Genomic DNA, 17,616 nt, shown 5'->3' with positions numbered 1-17,616 from the left:
GGGCGCCGCCCCGCGGGCCGCTCACCACTCCAGTACCCAGGGCCTCCCGCTCCCCGCGAAGTGCCCCACGTTCACGCACTCCGTCGCCCCGATCCGCATCCGGCGCACCAGCGGCTGGTGGACGTGGCCGAACAGGGAGTACCGCGGCCGGGTGCGGCGGATGGCGTCGAGCAGGGCCCGGCTGCCGCGCTCGAAGCGGCGCGCCACCGTGTCGTAGACCAGCTCGGGAACCTCCGGCGGGATGTGGGTGCACAGCACGTCCACCTCCCCCACCGCCTCGATCTTGGCGGCGTACTCCTCGTCGCTGATCTCGTACGGGGTCCGCATGGGGGTGCGCAGGCCGCCGCCGACGAAGCCGAAGGTCCAGCCGCCGATCTCCACGCGTTCGCCGTCCAGCACCCGGGTGCCGTCGCCCGCGTACTCGGGCCACAGGGGCGGCATGTCGACATTTCCGTAGGTGGCGTACGTCGGGGTGGGGAACGCGGCGAACAGCTCGGCGTACTGCCGACGCACCGCCTTCTCGATCACGGCGGCCCGGTCCATGCCCACCCCGGCCCACAGCCCGGCGCCGAACGCGCGCGCCTCCTCGTAGCGGCGGGCGGTGCGCAGTTCCACCAGCCGGTCGGCGTTCTCCGTGCCGAACAGGTCGGCGAATATCCCGCGCGAGTGGTCGGCGTAGTCGAGGAAGAGGATGAGGTCGCCCAGACAGATCAAGGCGTCCGCACTCTCGCCGGCTTTGGCCAGGTCGCGCACGTTGCCGTGCACGTCGCTGACCACGTGGACACGCGTCCTGGTGTTACCGCCCGATGTGGGTGCCATGACGATCAAGCGTAAGGCTGTGAGGCAGACGTGAACAGTGGCGGCGGAACCTGCGGTTACTGGCCGGTAAGTCAAGGGGTGGACTACTGTGCGCCGAGGAACGCCAACACGTGTGACGCACGGAACATCTCGTCGGGACCCCCTGTCGGAGAAGCCATACCGGCGGGTAACGTCCGGGCAGTCCAGTCGTGCTCAGGGTTTCAACCAGTGAATCCCGGAGGAATCCTGAGCACCTGACCGAGCCTTGGACCGCACCGTCGCAGCACACAGAGTCGTGGCGTCGGCGCCCTGTGAGGAGCAGCAGTCTTGCGCGAGTTCAGCCTTCCGGCTTTGTACGAGGTCCCTGCGGACGGAAACCTGACCGACATCGTCCGCAGAAACGCCGCGCAGCATCCGGACGTCGCCGTCATCGCCCGCAAGGTGGCGGGCGCCTGGCAGGACGTCACCGCCGCCGCCTTCCTCGCCGAGGTGCAGGCCGCGGCGAAGGGCCTGATCGCCTCCGGAGTGCAGCCGGGCGACCGGGTGGGCCTGATGTCGCGGACCCGCTACGAGTGGACCCTGCTGGACTTCGCGATCTGGAGCGCGGGCGGGGTCACCGTGCCGGTGTACGAGACCAGCTCGCCGGAACAGGTGCAGTGGATCCTCAGCGACTCGGGCGCGACCGCCTGCATCGTGGAGCAGGACGCGCACGCCGCGGCCGTCGAGACGGTGCGCGAGAAGCTGCCCGCGCTCAAGCACGTCTGGCAGATCGAGGCCGGGGCCGTGGAGGAGCTGGGCCGTGTCGGCCGGGACGTCAGCGACACGGCGGTCGAGGAACGCAGCTCCCTCGCCAAGGCCGACGATCCGGCGACGATCGTCTACACCAGCGGCACCACCGGGCGCCCCAAGGGCTGTGTGCTGACCCACCGCAACTTCTTCGCCGAGTGCGGGAACGTCGTGGAGCGGCTGCGCCCCCTGTTCCGTACCGGCGAGTGCTCGGTGCTGCTCTTCCTGCCGCTCGCGCACGTCTTCGGGCGTCTGGTGCAGATCGCGCCGATGATGGCGCCGATCAAGCTGGGTTGCGTCCCGGACATCAAGAACCTCACCGACGAACTGGCCGCGTTCCGGCCGACGTTGGTCCTCGGCGTACCGCGCGTGTTCGAGAAGGTCTACAACTCTGCGCGCGCCAAGGCACAGGCGGACGGCAAGGGGAAGATCTTCGACAAGGCGGCGGACGCGGCGATCGCCTACAGCAAGGCGCTGGACGCGCCGTCCGGTCCGTCCCTCGGCCTGAAGATCAAGCACAAGGCGTTCGACAAGCTCGTCTACAGCAAGCTCCGCGCGGTGCTGGGCGGCCGGGGCGAGTACGCCATCTCGGGCGGCGCCCCGCTGGGCGAGCGCCTGGGCCACTTCTTCCGCGGCATCGGCTTCACGGTCCTGGAGGGCTACGGCCTGACCGAGTCCTGTGCTGCGACGGCGTTCAACCCGTGGGACCGGCAGAAGATCGGTACGGTCGGCCAGCCGCTGCCGGGTTCCGTGATCCGCATCGCGGACGACGGCGAGGTGCTGCTGCACGGCGAGCACCTGTTCAAGGGCTACTGGAACAACGAGGCCGCGACCGCGGAGGCGCTGGCCGACGGCTGGTTCCACACCGGTGACATCGGCACCCTCGACGAGGACGGCTACCTCAGGATCACCGGCCGCAAGAAGGAGATCATCGTCACGGCGGGCGGCAAGAACGTGGCCCCGGCCGTGATCGAGGACCGTATCCGGGCGCACGCGCTGGTCGCGGAGTGCATGGTGGTGGGCGACGGGCGGCCGTTCGTGGGTGCGCTGATCACGATCGACGAGGAGTTCCTCACCCGCTGGGCGGCCGAGCACGGCAAGCCGGCGGGTTCCACCGCGGCGTCGCTGTGTGACGACCCGGATCTGCTCGCCGCGATCCAGGACGCGGTCGACGACGGCAACGCCGCGGTGTCGAAGGCGGAATCGGTGCGGAAGTTCCGCATTCTCTCCTCCCAGTTCACCGAGGAGTCGGGCCACCTCACGCCGTCCCTGAAGCTCAAGCGGAACGTGGTGGCGAGGGACTACGCCGAGGAGATCGAGGCCCTGTACCGGAAGTAGTCAGGCCCTCTCCCGCATCTCACGTCATGGCGCGGTGTCCTCGGCGAGGACCCGCGCCATGGTGCGTTCCGCGAGTGCGGTGATGGTGAGGAACGGGTTGACGCCGAGGTTGCCCGGCACCAGGGAGCCGTCGGTGACGTACAGCCTGGAGCAGCCCTTCACCCGGCCGTGGTCGTCGGTCGCCCTGCCCAGCACACAGCCGCCGAGCGGGTGGTACGTGAAGTCGTCGGCGAAGACCTTGCTGCCGGAGCCGAAGAGGTCGTACCGGTAGATGGTCGAGTTGGCCGCGTTGATCCGGTCGAAGAGCTTCTTGGCCATGCTCACCGAGACGGCGCTCTGCGCGGCGGTCCAGCCGAGTTTCACGCCGTCGGTCGAGGGGTCGTAGGAGAACGCGGCCCGCTCGGGGTTCTTGGTGATCGCAAGATAGAGGCTGACCCAGTGCTCAAGCCCCGTCGGCAGCGGGGCGATCTCGGCGAAGACGGGACTGTCGGCGTTGGCCCAGTCGTCGATGCCCATCACGGGGATGGTGGACTCGTCGGCACCGACCGTGTCCCAGACGTGGTTGGCGCGACCGAGCATCACGTTGCCGTTGGGGCCCCAGCCGGTGCCGACGCTCGCGTCGAGCGCGGGTAGGGTGCCCGTCTCCCGCGCGCGGACCAGGAGTTCGGTGGTGCCGACGCTGCCGGCCGCGAGGAAGAGGTACGTGCACCCGTACTGCTTGGTCTCGACGACCGCGCCGGTCACGTCGATCCGGTCGGCGGTCAGTACGAAGGTGCCGTCGACGGCTCTTCGGATCTCCCTGACCCGCTCCAGGGTGTTGATGGTCACGTTGCCGCTGCCGAGCGCGGAGGCGAGGTAGGTCTTGTCGAGGCTGCGTTTGCCGTGGTTGTTGCCGTAGATGACCTCGCCGGCGAGTGCGGACCGGGTGGCGGTGCCGGCCGCCTCGCGCCGCATGTAGGCGAAGTCGTAGACGTTGGGCACGAAGGTGGTCCTCAGGCCGGCGTTCGCGGCGGCCTTCCGGGAGGTGCGGGCGAACCGGTACCACTCGGTCGACTCGAACCAGGCGGGATCGATCGTGTTGACGCCGAGCATGGCGCGGGCGCGCGGGAAGTAGGTGCCGTACATCTCGGTGGCGTCGACGGTGGGGAACTGCTCGCTGAAGTACGACTGGACGGGTGTGACCGCCATGCCGCCGTTGACGAGGGAGCCGCCGCCGACGCCGCGGCCCACGTACACGGACATCGCGTCGAAGTGCACGCGGTCGAGGACGCCGGGGTAGGGGCTGATGTCCCGGTTGACGACGTCCAGCCAGAGGAAGGTGGCCAGCGGGGCCTCGGTGCGGGTGCGGAACCACATGGACCTGCGGTCCGGGGCGCTGGTGGAGCAGAACACCGTGCCGTCGGGGCCGGGGGTGTTCCACAGGCGGCCCATCTCCAGGACGAGGGTGCGGATGCCGGCCTGGCCGAGGCGGAGGGCGGCTACGGCGCCGCCGTAGCCGGAGCCGATGACGATCGCCGGGGCGGATTCGACTGCGTCGGGCTCTGCAGCGTTTGCCGACTGCAGGTCGATGCGAGTGAAGCCCAGTGCGGCTGCCGTTTGGAGGGCTGCGACGCCCAGGATCTGACGGCGTGTCAGGTTCGTTGTCATGGGCGCAGCATCGGTGGATTTTCAGGTTCCGGCTAGTGCTGTGGCCGGAAAGGTTTGCCGGAAAGCTCGCGGCGTCCGGTGCGGTGCATCGCACGGCGGAGCGTCGCCCGCGTACCGGATGTACTCGGGCGATGCGACAACGCGGCGAGGTGCCGTGCCGGACGTCGCGAGCCGGTGAACCTTTCCGGCCACAGCACCAGGGGGTTCGGGCGCCTTCCGGGGTGCCGCGTTCGGCCGTCGGGCGGATGCGGGTCGTCCGTGGCTTGTCGCGCAGTTCCCCGCGCCCCTGGAGGGGCGCACGCGCCCCCCTCACAGAAGTTCCCGGAGCCTTTCCGCCAGCAGGTCCCAGCGCCACTTCTCCTCGACCCACCGCCTGCCCCGCTCCCCCATCCTGCGGCGCAGCTCCGGGTCTCCCAGGAGGGTGGTGACGCGGTCCGCCGTCTCCTCCTGCGAGCCGCCCCGCACCACCCATCCCGTCTCGCCGTCCAGGACCGCGTCCGGGGCGCCGCCCGAGTCGCCGGCCACCACCGGGAGACCCGTCGCGGAGGCCTCCAGGTAGACGATGCCGAGACCCTCCACATCCAGGCCGCCCCTGCGGGTGCGGCACGGCATCGCGAAGACGTCGCCCGCCCCGTAGTGCGCGGGCAGCTGGGACCAGGGGACGGCGCCGGTGAAGCGGACCGCGTCGGCGACCCCGGTGTCCTGGGCGAGCGTGCGCAGGTCCCTCTCGTAGGGTCCGCCCCCGACGATCAGCAGGACCGTCTCCGGCTCCTTGGCGAGGATGCGCGGCAGCGCCCGGATCAGGGTGTCCTGGCCCTTGCGCCGGACCAGGCGGGAGACGCAGACCACCACCGGGCGGTCCGTGAGCCCCAGGCGGGCGCGGACCTCGTCGCCGCCCGAGCCGGGGTGGAAGGTCTTCTCGTCGACGCCCGGCGGCAGCTGCACCATCCGCCCCACCGCCTGAGGGGTGAGCGCGGTGGCGATGCGGGAGCGGGTGTACTCGCCGAGGTAGGTGATCGTGTCCGTGGACTGACCGACGCGACGCAACAGCGTGCGCGCGGCGGGCAGTTGGGCCCAGCCCGCTTCGTGGCCGTGTGTGGTGGCGACCAGCCGCCGCGCCCCGGCGCGCCGCAGCGCCGGTGCCATCAGGCCGAGCGGTGCCGCCGCCCCGAACCACACCGAGGTGCAGCCGTGCTCCCGCAGCAGCCCCACCGCCCGCCGGGTCGCGGCCGGTGTCGGCAGCAGCATCGTCGTCCGGTCCCGTACGACGGTGAAGGGCTGCTCGGCGTCGAAGGCAGCCGTCGCCTCGGCGCCCTCCCGGCCGCGCTTCCAGGTGGAGGCGTAGACGACCAGCCGGTCGGGGTCCAGGCGGAGCGCCATGTTGTGCAGGAACGCCTGGATGCCGCCGGGGCGCGGCGGAAAGTCGTTGGTCACGATGAGCGTCTTGTGCATCGTCGTCGACAGTACCGAACCGGTTGTGCGACCGTACTCACAGCGCCGTACGGCCGCGTTTGCCGCCCCCCGCCCGGCTCGACGCGAGATCATGGCTCCTCGACGACAGCGATACCGGACATGTGAGGACGGGGACTGAAGGTGTACATGGCGGGCGCACGGCGCATTCCGGTCTGGCTGCTGCTCGCCACCTGGCTGCTGACGAGACTCGTCCTGCTGCTCTTCGTCTTCGAGGTGTGGGTCTTCCCCGGACCGGACGTCACCAGCGACGTCTCGGTGATCTACCAGGGCTGGTACGAGACCTTGCGCACCGGCAGGTTCCCCCAGGGCGACGTCACCTGGCAGTACCCGCCGGCCGCGGCGCTCGCGATCCTGTCCCCCGCGCTGCTGCCCTTCCTGCAGTACGCGCAGGCGTTCTTCGTGCTCGCCTGCGTAGCCGACCTGGCGGGTTTCGGTCTTCTGCTGTACGCGGGCCTGAGGCGCGGCAAGTCCCTGCGCGGCGCCTGGGTGTGGGTGGTCGGGGTTCCGCTGCTCGGCCCGACGGTGTACGCCCGCTACGACCTGATGGTGACGGCCGTGGCGGTCGCCGCGCTGCTGGCCGGGACGCGCCGCCCACGGCTGATGGGAGCGCTCGCGGCGTTCGGCGCGCTGCTGAAGGTGTGGCCGGCGCTGCTGCTGGTGGGCGCCGGCAGGCGCCGGGCCTGGGTCTCGGCGGCGGCGACGGCGGGCGCTCTCGCCCTGCTGTGCGCCGTGGCGATGCCCGGCGCCTTCTCCTTCCTGACCGCCCAGCGCGACCGCGGCACCGAGGTGGAGTCGCTGGGCTCGCTGGTGTTCCACGTGGCCCGGCACCACGGCTGGGCGGGCCGGGTGATGCTCAACTACGGCTCGGTGGAGTTCCTCGGCCCCTACGTCGACTGGGTCAGCGCGGCGGCCCTCTTCCTGACCGTGATCGCGTTCGGCTGGCTGCTGCTGTGGCGGGTGAGCGTGCGCCACCTGCCGCCGCACGCGCTCGCGGACGCGGCCTTCGTGGCGGTGCTGCTGTTCACGCTCACCAGCCGGGTGATCAGCCCGCAGTACATGGTCTGGCTGGTCGGGCTCGCGGCCGTCTGCCTGTGCTTCCCCGGCAGCCGGATGCTCCTGCCCGCCGGGCTGGTGCTGGCCGCCTGCCTCGCCACGGTCCTGGAGTTCCCCGTGTACTTCGCGAACGTCGTGGCGAGCGACCGGCTGGGCGTCACCCTCCTCACCACGCGCAACGGTCTGCTGCTGCTCGCCGCTCTGACCGCGGCCAGGGCCCTGTGGCGCACCACGGTCTCCCCCCCGACCGCGACGGTGCCGTCTCAGACCGCCCGCACCCAGGAGACGCTGACGCGTTCCTGAGAGACGTCCCCTGCTCGACGCCGGACCGAACCGACCGCGGCCTCAGCCGAGTTGGGACCTCAGATACGCCCGCCACTGCTGCGTGAACTTCTCCGGGGTCGTGCCGAGCACCCTTGCGAGGGCCGTCTCGAGAGATCCCTCACGCTTCGCGTGGTCGCCGACCGCCCGGTAGAAGTCGTTCAGCCGGGCCTCGCCCCAGCGGTCGGCGATCATCCGGCAGGCCATCCAGCCGCTTTCGTAGGCCTGCGCCAGTTTGCCCGCGTCCCCGGAGAAGGCGAAGTCGGAGTCCTGCGGCAGCGTGGACGGGGCGGTGCCGAGCCCGACGGCGCGCTCGAGTTCGGGTGCCACCTGGGCGGGGGTCCGGCCGGTGCGGCGGTAGGCGACCCAGTCGGCGTACCCCTCGGAGAGCCACAGGGGTGTGGCCGCCGTGGTGTGGCGGCGGGTGGCGACATGGGTGGTCTCGTGGGTGAGGACGACCTGTTTGCCGAGGTCGCCGAGGATGGCGTAGGCGTCCGGGTTGACGGTGATCCGGTCCGCGGGCGCCGTCCCGCTCCCGCCTACCTCACCGGTGGTGACCGCGGCTATCCCCCGGTACCCGGACGCCGGCGCGCCGAGCAGCGCCGCCATGCCCTCCAGCGACTTCGGTACGAGCACCACGACCCGGCCCGGCCAGCCGGTCCCCCACGCCTCGGTGACGGCGGGCACCGCCCGGTCCGCGAGGCGCGCGTACTCCCGCAGCGCCTCCCGGGGTTGCCCGACGCCGAGCACGAGGCTGTGCACGCCTCGAACCGCCTCGACGGCGCCCTGGTCCCACAGTTGCCGGGCGGCCTTCCGCGCGGGCTCCTCGAAGCTGACGTACCAGCGTCCGCCGGTGCGGGTCAGCCGCAGTGACCGGGCGGCGGTGACCGGCGCCCGGTCGTATCCCCTGACGCGGTAGCGCAGTTCGGCGTCGGCGGTGGCGCGGTCACCGGTCAGGTGAACGGCGGTGAGCCGGTACGACCAGGCGGCCAGCGGCACGGCGCGCAGGTTGTCGAACCCGGCGGCGCCTGCGGTGCGGGTCTGGGTCGCGAGGAACGCTGAGCGGTCGCCGTCCAGGACAGCCGTCGCCCGCCGGTCGAGCAGCTGCCGCACGGCGGCCGTCGCGTTCCCGGCGGGGACGGCGCCGCCGCAGCCGACGAGCCCCGCCAGCAGCAGGACACAGCAGGCCACGATCCCCGACGCACGCCCACGATCAGCCACCGTCCGATCGTACGCGGCGCTCGTGCGCCACTCGCGCGCCGGTTTCGGCCGCGGACCGGTGCCTTCAGGGCCTGGTGACCGAGGCGATCGGCATCATGCCGACCGGGTCGTAGCGCACCGCCGCACCCGGGTGGGGTGCGTGGATGACCTGGCCGTTGCCGACGTACATCGCCACATGGCTGGCGTCGGAGCGGTAGACCACCAGGTCTCCGGGCTGGGCCTGGGACAGCGGCACCTGGCGGCCGGCGTACCGTTGCTCCTGCGAGGTGCGCGGCAGTCCGACGCCCGCCCGCGCGTACGCCCACTGCATGAGGCCCGAACAGTCGAAGCCGCCCGGCCCGTTGGCGCCCCACACATACGGGCGGCCGAGCGCCGAACGGGCAGCTGCGACGGCCGCCGCCGCGCGGGAGTCGGGCACCGCGACCGGGGTGAGGCCGGGCACCTCGCCGGCGGAGCGGGAGGCCCGCTGGTAGGCGGTGCGCTCCTCGGTCGGCAGGGAGTTCAGCAGTCGCTGTGCCGCGACGAGCTTCCGCTCCACGGCCTTCTTGTGCTGCGCGACCGCCTCACGGCTCTTCTCCAACTGGGCGAGCTCACCGGCCACGACCGCGCGTTCCCGGGCCAACCGGCGCAGCGCTCCCTGGAGTTCCTTGAGCTGCCCGGCCTGGCGGGCGCCGATCCGGTCCAGCGCGGCCGCCTTGTCGAGGTATTCGCCGGGGTCGTCCGACAGCAGCAGCGCGAGGGAGGAGGCGAGTCCGCCGGAGCGGTACTGGGCCCCGGCGAGCGCACCGAGCGCGTCCCGCATGCTGTTGACGCGGTCCTGCTGCCGGGCGACGCGGTCCTGTGCCCGGTCGACGTCCCGACGCAGCGCGTCGGCGCGTTCCCCGGCCTTGTTGTAGGCCTCGGTGGCCTGCTCCGCCTCCCGGTACAGCCGGTCCACCGTGGCCCGGGTGTCGCGTGGCGCGGCGTTCGCCGGTACGGCGCCCAGTGTCGCCGCGGCCGCCGCTGCGGCGGACAGTACGGCGGCTGCCCTCTTCAGGGCTCGGTTGGACTCCGCGGCACTGGCGCCCTGGCGCATGCCGGACGGTGCAAGGCGGCGATGGGACCCCACGACCGGTCGCTCTCCTTCCGCTGACGAACCCCCCGCCGGGCGGCGGGGGAAACGCGGCAGACAGTAGCGGGGTGATCACCGCGGGTCCAAAGACCTCGAGGGGCCGACAGAGCGACGCCCCGCCGCTGACGCAGGTCATCGGCGGGACGTGGAGTCAGCGGGAGTCGCTGGAATTCGCTCGTTCGGGCGGTGTGGTGTCGTGCGGTTCGAGGAACCGGGTAACCGGGTCGGACTCGGAACCGGGGTTCAGACCCGGACGCCGAACATGAACGGTCCGCCGATCGTGGACATCGACTCGTAGCGGACGACGGTGCCGGTGCGCGGGGCGTGCAGGATCTGGCCGTTGCCCGCGTAGAGACCCACGTGGTGGATGTCGTTGAAGAAGAACACCAGGTCGCCGACCTGGAGGTCGTTGACCGAGTAGATGCGGGTGCCTATGTTGGCCTGCTCCTGCGAGGTGCGCGGGATGGAGACGCCGGCCTGCGCGTACGCCCAGGAGGTCAGGCCCGAGCAGTCGTAGGCGTTGGGGCCCGTGGCGCCGTAGACGTACGGCTTGCCGATCTGCGTCTGGGCGGCGGAGAAGGCGGCACCGGCCCGGCCGGAGCCGACGCCGACGGAGACACTGAGGGCGGTGCGCTCGCTGGCCCGGCTGGCGCGGTCCTGGTCGGCCTGCAGGGCGGCCCGCTGCTGGGCGGTGAGGCTGTTGAGGAGCTTCTGCGCCGCGGCCAGCTTGCCCTGGACTTCCTGCTTCTTCTTGCCCAGTTCGGTGCGGGTGGCGGCGAGGTCCTTGAGCTTGTCGGTGGCTTCCTGGCGCTCCTGCGCCAGCTCGCGCTGTTTCTCCTGGATCTTCTTCAGCGCCTCGACCTGCTGGCTGCTCAACTGGTCGAGGGTGGACGCCTTGTCGAGGTAGTCGTCCGGGTTCGAGGAGAGGAAGAGCTGGAGGGAGGGGTCGATGCTACCGGTGCGGTACTGGGCGCTGGCCATGGTGCCGATGCCGTCACGCAGCTTGTTGAGCTCGTCCTGACCCCGGGCGACCTTGTCCTGGAGGGTGGATATCTCCTGCTGGAGCTTCTCCTGCTTCTCCTTGGCCCCGTTGTACTGCTCGGTGGCCTTCTCGGCGTCCTCGTAGAGCTTGTCGACCTTGGACTTGACCTCGTCCACGCTCGGCTTGGCACTGGGCGCCGCGTTGGCGGCGTTCGCGCTGAACGCGACGGCGGCGGCTGCCGCGGTGGTCAGCACGGTCACACGTGCACGGCTCGGCTGCTTGGGTCGACGGTGGGACGCCACTGGAAGCAGGCTCCTTCTTCTGAGTGATCACCCGCTCGGAGGTTCGAGGCCAGACCCTAGTGACCTCATCGTGATGAATTCAAATCCTCACACCAAAAAATCCTGTCCCGCAATGCATTCTTTGCACATGAGGCACAGGAAGTGAGGCACTCCTGACGCTACGTTGCGCGACGGTCCCGTCAATTCGGGCATTGAGCCTGTACGTTGCGGTTGATGACGTAGGTGACCTAAGGCCTGATTTCAGCCGCGTGAGAGACGCTTCAGCAGCACCGCAGAAGCGACCGGGCGCGCTCCCGCCCTCGCGATCCCGTCGGCCACCTCGCGGTCCGTGGAGGCGACGATGACGGGCCGGCCCGGCGGCTCGGCGCGCACCAGCTGGCGGATCAACTCGTCCGCGGTGACGCCCGGTTTGGAGAACAGCACCCGAACCCCGCGCGGCGGCGCGAGCAGCACCGGTGCGGCCAGTTCCGCCCCGTCGAAGACACAGGTGACCTCGGCGCCGGTCTGCGCGGCGAGTTGGGAGAGCTGCCCGAGGAGCCTCAGGCGTTGCTTCTCCAGCGGCATCTGCGGATAGCCGGTCTTGGTGACGTTGTAGCCGTCGACGACCAGGTGCACCTGCGGCAGTGCGAGCAACTGGTCGAGGATCGCGGGATCGTTCTCGGACAGCGCACGGGCGGCGATGTCCTTCGGGGTCATTCGTCCCGGTTCGACCGCGTCCACGGTCTCCGCCGGCCGCACGGAGACCGGTGGCAGCGCCAGTTCACGGCGCAGCCCCTGGGCCGCGTCCAGCAGGGTGTCGAGCAACAGCCGTACCCGCATGTCCTCGACGCTGCGTCCTTCGCGCGCCGCCCTGCGCGTGGCCTCCAGGGCGGCCTCCGCCTCGGCCAGGCGCGCCTTGAGCCGCCGGGTCTCGCTCTCGGCGACGGAGAGCTGGGCCTGCCCTTCGGCGCGCACCGCCTCCATCTCACCCTGGGCCTTGCGCAGGGCGGCCTCGCCGCGTCTGACGTCACTGACGGCGGCTCGCAGTTTACGGTGGAGCGAGTCGGCTTCCTTGCGGGCCGCGTCCAATTCCGCCCGCAGCCGCTCGGTCTCGGCGCGGGTGTGCTCGCGCGCGGCCGCCAGCTCGGCGCGCAGCCGCTCCAGCTCGGCCCGGCTCTCCTCGCCGGCGCGCTCGGCGTCGACGCGCTGGGCCTCCTCGCCGGCGGCGGTCACCAGCTTCACCCAGCCCGCCGGGCGAAGTACATAGGCCGCGGCCGCCACGTCGAGCGGGTCCGCGGCCGGGGGCGGGGAGCCGGAGTCCATGGCGCCGGCGAGCTCCGGCTGGGCCTCTCTGAGCTTCTCGGCGATGCGCTGCCGGAAGAGTGCGTCCGTCTCCACGGCCGCCGCCATGGCGTTGCCGGCGAACTTGGCCCGGCGGGTGGGGGTGAACCGGGCGTACTGCCGCAGCTGTGCGGGCAGCTCGGCGAGGGTCAGCCCGCCGAAGCCGTCGGACACGATCTGCACGACCCGGCGGCGCACGCCGTCGGGCAGCGGACGGTCGAGCACCTCAGCGGTGCCGTCGACCGGCTCCCCGCCTGTGGTCTCAGCCATCCCTCACCCCATACGCCCTGCGGGGCCGCCTCCCTCAGGAGCCGGCGCCCGGCCTGTCCACGAGCTCCACCTGGTCGACCGCGTTGCACCAGCGGCAACGGACCGACTCGATGGTCTCACTGACCACCTCGCGCTCCTCCACCTTCGGCTCCCCGGCCAGATCGAGGTGCACGTACTCCACGACCTTCGACGAGCGGGTCACGTCGAAACGGGTGAGGTTGCCGCAGAGCGTGCAGCGCCAGCGGGTCGTCTCCGTCGGCAGGGGAACCGTCATCGTGGGTGCTCTTCCTTCTTCCAGTCTCCGTGATGCGCCAGTTTCCCTGGAGCGTGTGGCTCGTAACCCTACGGCCTGGCGAGTACCCGCCGCCCGCCCGTTCCACGGCGGCGAGGCACTCTGTGCGGATCGGTCCGGTTACGCCATGCTCTGTACCATGATCAGCACCTGGGGCAGGACAGCCGTGGGAGCGCTGCGCGGACAGTCGGCGCCGGTGACGTACGGGCTGATCGTCCTGTGCTGCGTGCTCTTCGTCGTCGGACCGGCCGCGGGGCTGAATCCGGCCTACGGGACGGGGGACGCGCTGCTCGCCGCGCAGCGGGCCTACTTCGCACGCTGGGGCGTGGTGCCGGTGGAGCTGTTCAGCGGGGCCCCGCGAGCGGCGCTCACGCCCGCGACCGCGCTGTTCGTGCACGGCAGCTGGGTGCATCTGCTGGGCAACATGCTCTTCCTCTATGTCTTCGGGGCCATGGCCGAGGAGCGGATGGGGCATGTGGAGTTCGCCCTGTTCTACCTGGGCTGCGGCTGCCTGGCGCTGCTGGGGTACGCGGCGGCCAACGCCGCGTCGGCGCAGACGCTGGTCGGAGCGTCCGGGGCGATCTCCGCGGTCCTGGGTGCGTTCCTGTTCCTCTTCCCCGACGCGCGGGTGACCAGTCTCTTCCCGTTCCTGTTCTTCCTGCCGCTGAGGTTCCCGGCCTGGGTGGTCCTGCCGTTCTGGGCGTCCCTGCAGTGGATGGCGGCGGGCCGGGCCGCGCAGGGGCCCGGGGTGGCCTACCTGGCCCACCTGGTGGGGTTCTCGCTGGGGTTCCTCTATGCGTGGGTGCGCTACGTGCCTACGAGTAGGGTGAAACCACCAGCCCAGGCCCCCGAGGGAGAACAGCAGCCGTGATCACCGCGATCGTGCTCATCAAGACCAGCGTGGACCGGATCCCCGAGATCGCGGAGCGGATCGCCTCGCTGGATTCCGTCAGCGAGGTCTTCTCCGTGACGGGGACGTACGACCTGATCGCCATGGTGCGGGTGAAGGAGCACGAGGAGCTGGCGGACGTCATCCCCGGGCGGATCAGCAAGATCCCGGGGGTCGAGGCGACGGACACCCACGTGGCGTTCCGTACCTACTCCCAGCACGACCTGGAGGCGGCGTTCGCGATCGGGCTGGACGCCTGATCCGCCCGATCCGCTGAACGCCGCCTCACCGGCCCTACCGGTTCAGACCGCCGGGACGCAGCGGCCGTTCTCCGTGCGGTACTGCCACCGCGCGCCGTCGCTCACCAGTTCCGTCACCGCGTTGACGAAGCGCTCCACATGCTCGTCGGGGGTGCCGGCGCCGAAGCTCACCCGGATCGCGTTGAGGGACTTCTCCCCGGGCGCCGCCTCGGGGGCGCCGCACTCGCCCTGGGTCTGGGGGTCGCTGCCGAGCAGGGTGCGGACCAGCGGGTGGGCGCAGAACAGGCCGTCGCGGACGCCGATGCCGTACTCGGCGGAGAGCGCGGCGGCGAAGTGGGAGCTGTTCCAGCCCTCGACGACGAAGGAGATCACGCCGACGCGGGGGGCGTCGTCGCCGAAGAGGGAGAGGATCCTGACCTCGGGGACGTCGGCGAGGGCCTCCGTGACCCTGCGGATCAGGTGCTGCTCGCGGGCGACCAGGGTGTCGAAGCCGGCCTCGGTGAGGGCCTTGCAGGCGGAGGCGATGGCGTAGGCGCCGATCACGTTCGGGGAGCCGGCCTCGTGACGGGCCGCCGTGTCGTGCCACTCCACGTCCACTCCTCCGTCCGTCCGGCGCGTGACCTTGCGGCTGGCGCCGCCGCCCGCGAGGTACGGCTCGGCCTGGCGCAGCCAGTCGGCGCGGCCGGCCAGGACGCCGGAGCCGAAGGGGGCGTAGAGCTTGTGGCCCGAGAAGGCGACCCAGTCCACGTCGAGGTCCTTGACGGACACCGGGTGGTGCGGGGCGAGCTGGGCGGCGTCCAGGACGATACGGGCGCCGTGCGCATGGGCGGCCGCCGCCAGCTCCTGTACCGGCCACAGCTCACCGGTGACGTTGGAGGCACCGGTGACGCAGACCAGGGCCGGGCCGTAGGGGTCGCGGTCGGCGAGGGCGCGCTCCAGGGTCTCGACGGCCTGCCGGGGGCTGCTCGGGGCGTCGAGGTAGGTGACCCGGGCGTCCCGCCACGGCAGCAGGGAGGCGTGGTGCTCGGTCTCGAAGACGAAGACCTGGCAGTCGGCCGGGAGGGCGGCGGCGAGGAGGTTGAGCGAGTCGGTGGTGGAGCGGGTGAAGACCACCTGGTCGGTGTCGCGGCAGTCGAGGAACTCGGCGACCGTGCGGCGGGCGTTCTCGAACAGGTCGGTGGACAGCTGGGAGAGGTAGCCGGCGCCGCGGTGGACGCTGCCGTAGTACGGGGCGTACGCCGCCACGTCGTCCCAGACGCGCTGCAGCGCGGGGGCGCTGGCCGCGTAGTCGAGGGCGGCGTAGGTGACGTCGCCGCCGGTGACGAGCGGGACGGTGACATCGCGCCCCAGAACGGGCAGCGGGGCACAGACGGACTGGTCGACGGCAAGGGTGGAGACGGACATGGGTGTACTCCCGTAGGGCAGGCGAGACTCACCGGTGCCGGAGGCGCGCACGGGCGCAGCGGTGTCCACGGCACGGAGAAGGTGAAAGGAAAAAGGAGCGCGGAGGCGGGGCTCTGCGGCCCTAACGCATTCGCTTGCTCACGGAAGGCTCCCTCGAACGACCAGGACCCCTGGAAGGCACGAGGGGTCCGCGCTTGCCGCAGACCTCGCTGCCTGCGACCTGGTCCTCACCCGGGGCACCCCGCCACGGACGGAGGGTTGCCGGACAGCCGGCCGGGGCCGAATGGCTGTCGCTCATGACCTGATGTGGAAACTACGACAGGTGATCAGCTGCTCGCAACTTCTGTCCGTATACCGGGACGGGCGGACCCGTCCCGGTGCGTCACCGAATCAGGTGGTGCTTCGAGTGCCGCCCCCAGCGCATACCGAACAGAAGGAGGCTGGCCAGGAAGACCACTATGCCGATGATCAAGAGGTAGAACAGCCCCTTCACGACCACGCCGATGATGCCCAGGGCGACCGCCGCGAGGATCAGGAACAGGAAGAACGCCATCATGGTGACCACTTCCCTCGGCCCGGGGTCAGCGGCGCGCGAGACGGCGTCCGCGGTCGGCACCGGGCTCGTAGGACCTGTCGTAGTGTTTGAAGATCTCTTCTTCCCGCTCGACCGGCAGCACGTCGTCCACGCCGATGGACGGCGCTTTGCGTACCTGCCCCTTGGAGTGGGCCACCTGGACGTATCCGGGTCCCACGGTCGCCTCGTCGATGGGGACGAAGACGAGCCTCTGCCGGGTCACCAGCCCGGTGCGGACGGTGGCCATGGCGGGCGTGTCGGTGGTGGTGTCGACGTACACCGCCTCAAGGGACCCGATCTTGCGGCCCTTGGCGTCGATCACGTCCCGGTTGCGCCACTCGCGGATATCGGCTGAATGGATCATGCCCAGCCTCCTTGCGGCCCGCGGGAGAGCTGCCTTTGTCTCACTGTACTCCAGCCAGCCTGACCTGGCCTTTTCCGCGGGGCGTGCCCGGAGTCAGGCGTTACTGGCGGCCACCCACCGCTCCAGGGCACGCTTGGCCGCGCCCGAGTCGATCGACTCGGCGGCCTTGGCCATGCCGGTGCGGATCTGGTCCGCCAGCGGGCCGTCACCCGGCTCCAGCGCCACCAGCGCCGCTGCAGAGTTCAGCAGGACGGCGTCCCGTACCGGGCCCGTCTCCCCGTCGAGAAGGCGGCGGGCGACCTCGGCGTTGTGGGACGGGTCGCCGCCGCGCAGGGCCTGAACCGGGACCAGTTCGATACCGGCGTCCCGCGGGTCGAAGGTCTCCTCGGTGACCTTGCCGTCGCGGACGATCCAGACGTGGGAGGTGGCAGTCGTCGTCAGCTCGTCGAGGCCGTCGTCGCCGCGGAACACCAGGGAGGAGTTGCCGCGCTCGGCGAGCACCCCCGCGATCATCGGCGCCAGTCGCGGGTCTGCGACGCCGACCGCCTGGGCCTTCACCTTCGCCGGGTTGGTCAGCGGGCCGAGGGCGTTGAAGACGGTCCGGATACCCAGCTGACCGCGCGCGGCGGCGACATGGCGCAGGGCGGGGTGGAACTTCACCGCGAAACAGAAGGTGATGCCCGCCTCCTCCGCGACCTGCGCCACCCGCTGGGGCGTCAGGTCGAGGTTGACGCCCAGCTTTTCCAGGACGTCCGACGAGCCCGACGCCGACGAGGCCGCGCGGTTTCCGTGCTTGACGACCTTGGCCCCCGTGCCGGCCACCACCAGCGCCGACATCGTGGAGATGTTCACCGTCTTCGCGCCGTCGCCGCCCGTGCCGACGATGTCGACCGTGCGACCCGACACCTCGATCACGTTGGCGTGCTCGTACATCGCCCGGACCACGCCGGTGATCTCCTCGACGGTCTCGCCCTTGGCCCGCAGCGCCACCACGAACCCGGCGATCTGCGCGTCCGTCGCCTCGCCGCGCATGATGCGGTCCATCGCCCAGGCCGTGTCGTCCGCGCTCTGGTCGCGGCCCTCGAGGAGCCCGTTCAGCACCTGGGGCCAGGAACGGCCCGCCGCGGTGTCGCCTCCAGCGGGGTGCACAGCGCTCATAAGCCGCTCCTGGGTCGGTGTCCCGGACTACGGGACGCGAGTCTCGAACAGGT

The 17,616-nt window shown here is 71.1% G+C and carries 16 protein-coding genes and 1 riboswitch; of the genes, 4 read left to right on the top strand and 12 right to left on the bottom strand.

Features of this window, described 5'->3' with window-relative positions:
* Positions 1–21 precede the first annotated feature (21 nt).
* The gene (locus ACZ7L1_RS03130; protein ID WP_471433718.1) at positions 22–819 is read right to left on the bottom strand and encodes a metallophosphoesterase family protein; all 798 of its coding nucleotides are present in this window, start codon (positions 817–819) and stop codon (positions 22–24) included.
* A 306-nt stretch (positions 820–1,125) separates the two neighbouring features.
* Between ACZ7L1_RS03130 and ACZ7L1_RS03125 the strand changes: the two genes are divergently transcribed.
* Positions 1,126–2,922 carry an AMP-dependent synthetase/ligase gene (locus ACZ7L1_RS03125; RefSeq protein WP_471433717.1) on the top strand — a complete coding sequence of 599 codons (1,797 nt, stop codon included), beginning with the start codon at positions 1,126–1,128 and terminating at the stop codon, positions 2,920–2,922.
* Between the two features lie 24 nt (positions 2,923–2,946).
* On the opposite strand, the gene ACZ7L1_RS03120 is transcribed toward ACZ7L1_RS03125, so the two are convergent.
* Positions 2,947–4,569 (bottom strand): GMC oxidoreductase, encoded by a 1,623-nt coding sequence (locus ACZ7L1_RS03120; protein ID WP_471433716.1) that lies wholly within the window; start codon positions 4,567–4,569, stop codon positions 2,947–2,949.
* 309 nt (positions 4,570–4,878) lie between these two features.
* Complete coding sequence (locus ACZ7L1_RS03115) at positions 4,879–6,021, bottom strand: glycosyltransferase family 4 protein (RefSeq protein WP_471433715.1); 1,143 nt, start codon at positions 6,019–6,021, stop codon at positions 4,879–4,881.
* A 147-nt stretch (positions 6,022–6,168) separates the two neighbouring features.
* On the opposite strand from ACZ7L1_RS03115, the gene ACZ7L1_RS03110 reads away from it, so the two are divergent.
* Positions 6,169–7,398 carry a glycosyltransferase 87 family protein gene (locus ACZ7L1_RS03110; RefSeq protein ID WP_471433714.1) on the top strand — a complete coding sequence of 410 codons (1,230 nt, stop codon included), beginning with the start codon at positions 6,169–6,171 and terminating at the stop codon, positions 7,396–7,398.
* 42 nt (positions 7,399–7,440) lie between these two features.
* Here ACZ7L1_RS03110 and ACZ7L1_RS03105 read toward each other — a convergent pair whose 3' ends face one another.
* The 5 genes from ACZ7L1_RS03105 to ACZ7L1_RS03085 all read right to left on the bottom strand — a co-directional run bounded on the left by ACZ7L1_RS03105 (position 7,441) and on the right by ACZ7L1_RS03085 (position 12,896).
* Positions 7,441–8,637: a hypothetical protein gene (locus ACZ7L1_RS03105; protein WP_471433713.1), complete on the bottom strand. Its 1,197-nt coding sequence runs from the start codon at positions 8,635–8,637 to the stop codon at positions 7,441–7,443.
* A gap of 64 nt (positions 8,638–8,701) precedes the next feature.
* A complete protein-coding gene (locus ACZ7L1_RS03100; protein ID WP_471433712.1) occupies positions 8,702–9,745 on the bottom strand; it encodes a C40 family peptidase in 1,044 nt (347 codons plus the stop codon).
* Between the two features lie 246 nt (positions 9,746–9,991).
* On the bottom strand, positions 9,992–11,032 hold the full coding sequence (locus tag ACZ7L1_RS03095) for a C40 family peptidase (protein WP_471433711.1): 1,041 nt from the start codon (positions 11,030–11,032) through the stop codon (positions 9,992–9,994).
* Positions 11,033–11,272: 240 nt separating this feature from the next.
* Positions 11,273–12,622: an NYN domain-containing protein gene (locus ACZ7L1_RS03090; protein WP_471433709.1), complete on the bottom strand. Its 1,350-nt coding sequence runs from the start codon at positions 12,620–12,622 to the stop codon at positions 11,273–11,275.
* 34 nt (positions 12,623–12,656) lie between these two features.
* Positions 12,657–12,896, bottom strand: a complete 240-nt coding sequence (locus tag ACZ7L1_RS03085) for a hypothetical protein (RefSeq protein WP_103843079.1) — start codon at positions 12,894–12,896, stop codon at positions 12,657–12,659.
* A gap of 157 nt (positions 12,897–13,053) precedes the next feature.
* On the opposite strand from ACZ7L1_RS03085, the gene ACZ7L1_RS03080 reads away from it, so the two are divergent.
* Both ACZ7L1_RS03080 and ACZ7L1_RS03075 read left to right on the top strand, forming a co-directional pair.
* Complete coding sequence (locus ACZ7L1_RS03080; RefSeq protein WP_471433707.1) at positions 13,054–13,785, top strand: rhomboid family intramembrane serine protease; 732 nt, start codon at positions 13,054–13,056, stop codon at positions 13,783–13,785.
* Positions 13,782–14,063 (top strand): Lrp/AsnC family transcriptional regulator, encoded by a 282-nt coding sequence (locus ACZ7L1_RS03075; protein WP_471433705.1) that lies wholly within the window; start codon positions 13,782–13,784, stop codon positions 14,061–14,063. The genes ACZ7L1_RS03080 and ACZ7L1_RS03075 overlap by 4 nt, the downstream gene beginning before the upstream one ends.
* Positions 14,064–14,105: 42 nt before the next feature.
* Here the strand turns inward: ACZ7L1_RS03075 and ACZ7L1_RS03070 are convergent, their stop codons facing one another.
* From ACZ7L1_RS03070 to trpD, 4 genes are all read right to left on the bottom strand, one after another.
* Positions 14,106–15,467, bottom strand: coding sequence for an aminotransferase class V-fold PLP-dependent enzyme (locus ACZ7L1_RS03070; protein WP_471433703.1), 1,362 nt, complete (start codon positions 15,465–15,467; stop codon positions 14,106–14,108).
* 185 nt (positions 15,468–15,652) lie between these two features.
* Positions 15,653–15,769, bottom strand: a riboswitch (SAM riboswitch).
* An 80-nt stretch (positions 15,770–15,849) separates the two neighbouring features.
* The gene (locus tag ACZ7L1_RS03065; protein WP_471434236.1) at positions 15,850–16,023 is read right to left on the bottom strand and encodes a hypothetical protein; all 174 of its coding nucleotides are present in this window, start codon (positions 16,021–16,023) and stop codon (positions 15,850–15,852) included.
* Positions 16,024–16,048: 25 nt separating this feature from the next.
* A complete protein-coding gene (locus ACZ7L1_RS03060) occupies positions 16,049–16,405 on the bottom strand; it encodes a PRC-barrel domain-containing protein (protein WP_471433701.1) in 357 nt (118 codons plus the stop codon).
* A gap of 93 nt (positions 16,406–16,498) precedes the next feature.
* On the bottom strand, positions 16,499–17,563 hold the full coding sequence (trpD, locus tag ACZ7L1_RS03055; RefSeq protein WP_471433699.1) for an anthranilate phosphoribosyltransferase: 1,065 nt from the start codon (positions 17,561–17,563) through the stop codon (positions 16,499–16,501).
* Positions 17,564–17,616: the final 53 nt, after the last annotated feature.

The sequence above is a fragment of the Streptomyces sp. NPDC107546 genome (assembly GCF_055639175.1).
Note: the sequence above shows the minus strand (reverse complement) of the source record. Positions and strands in the feature narration are given on the sequence as shown.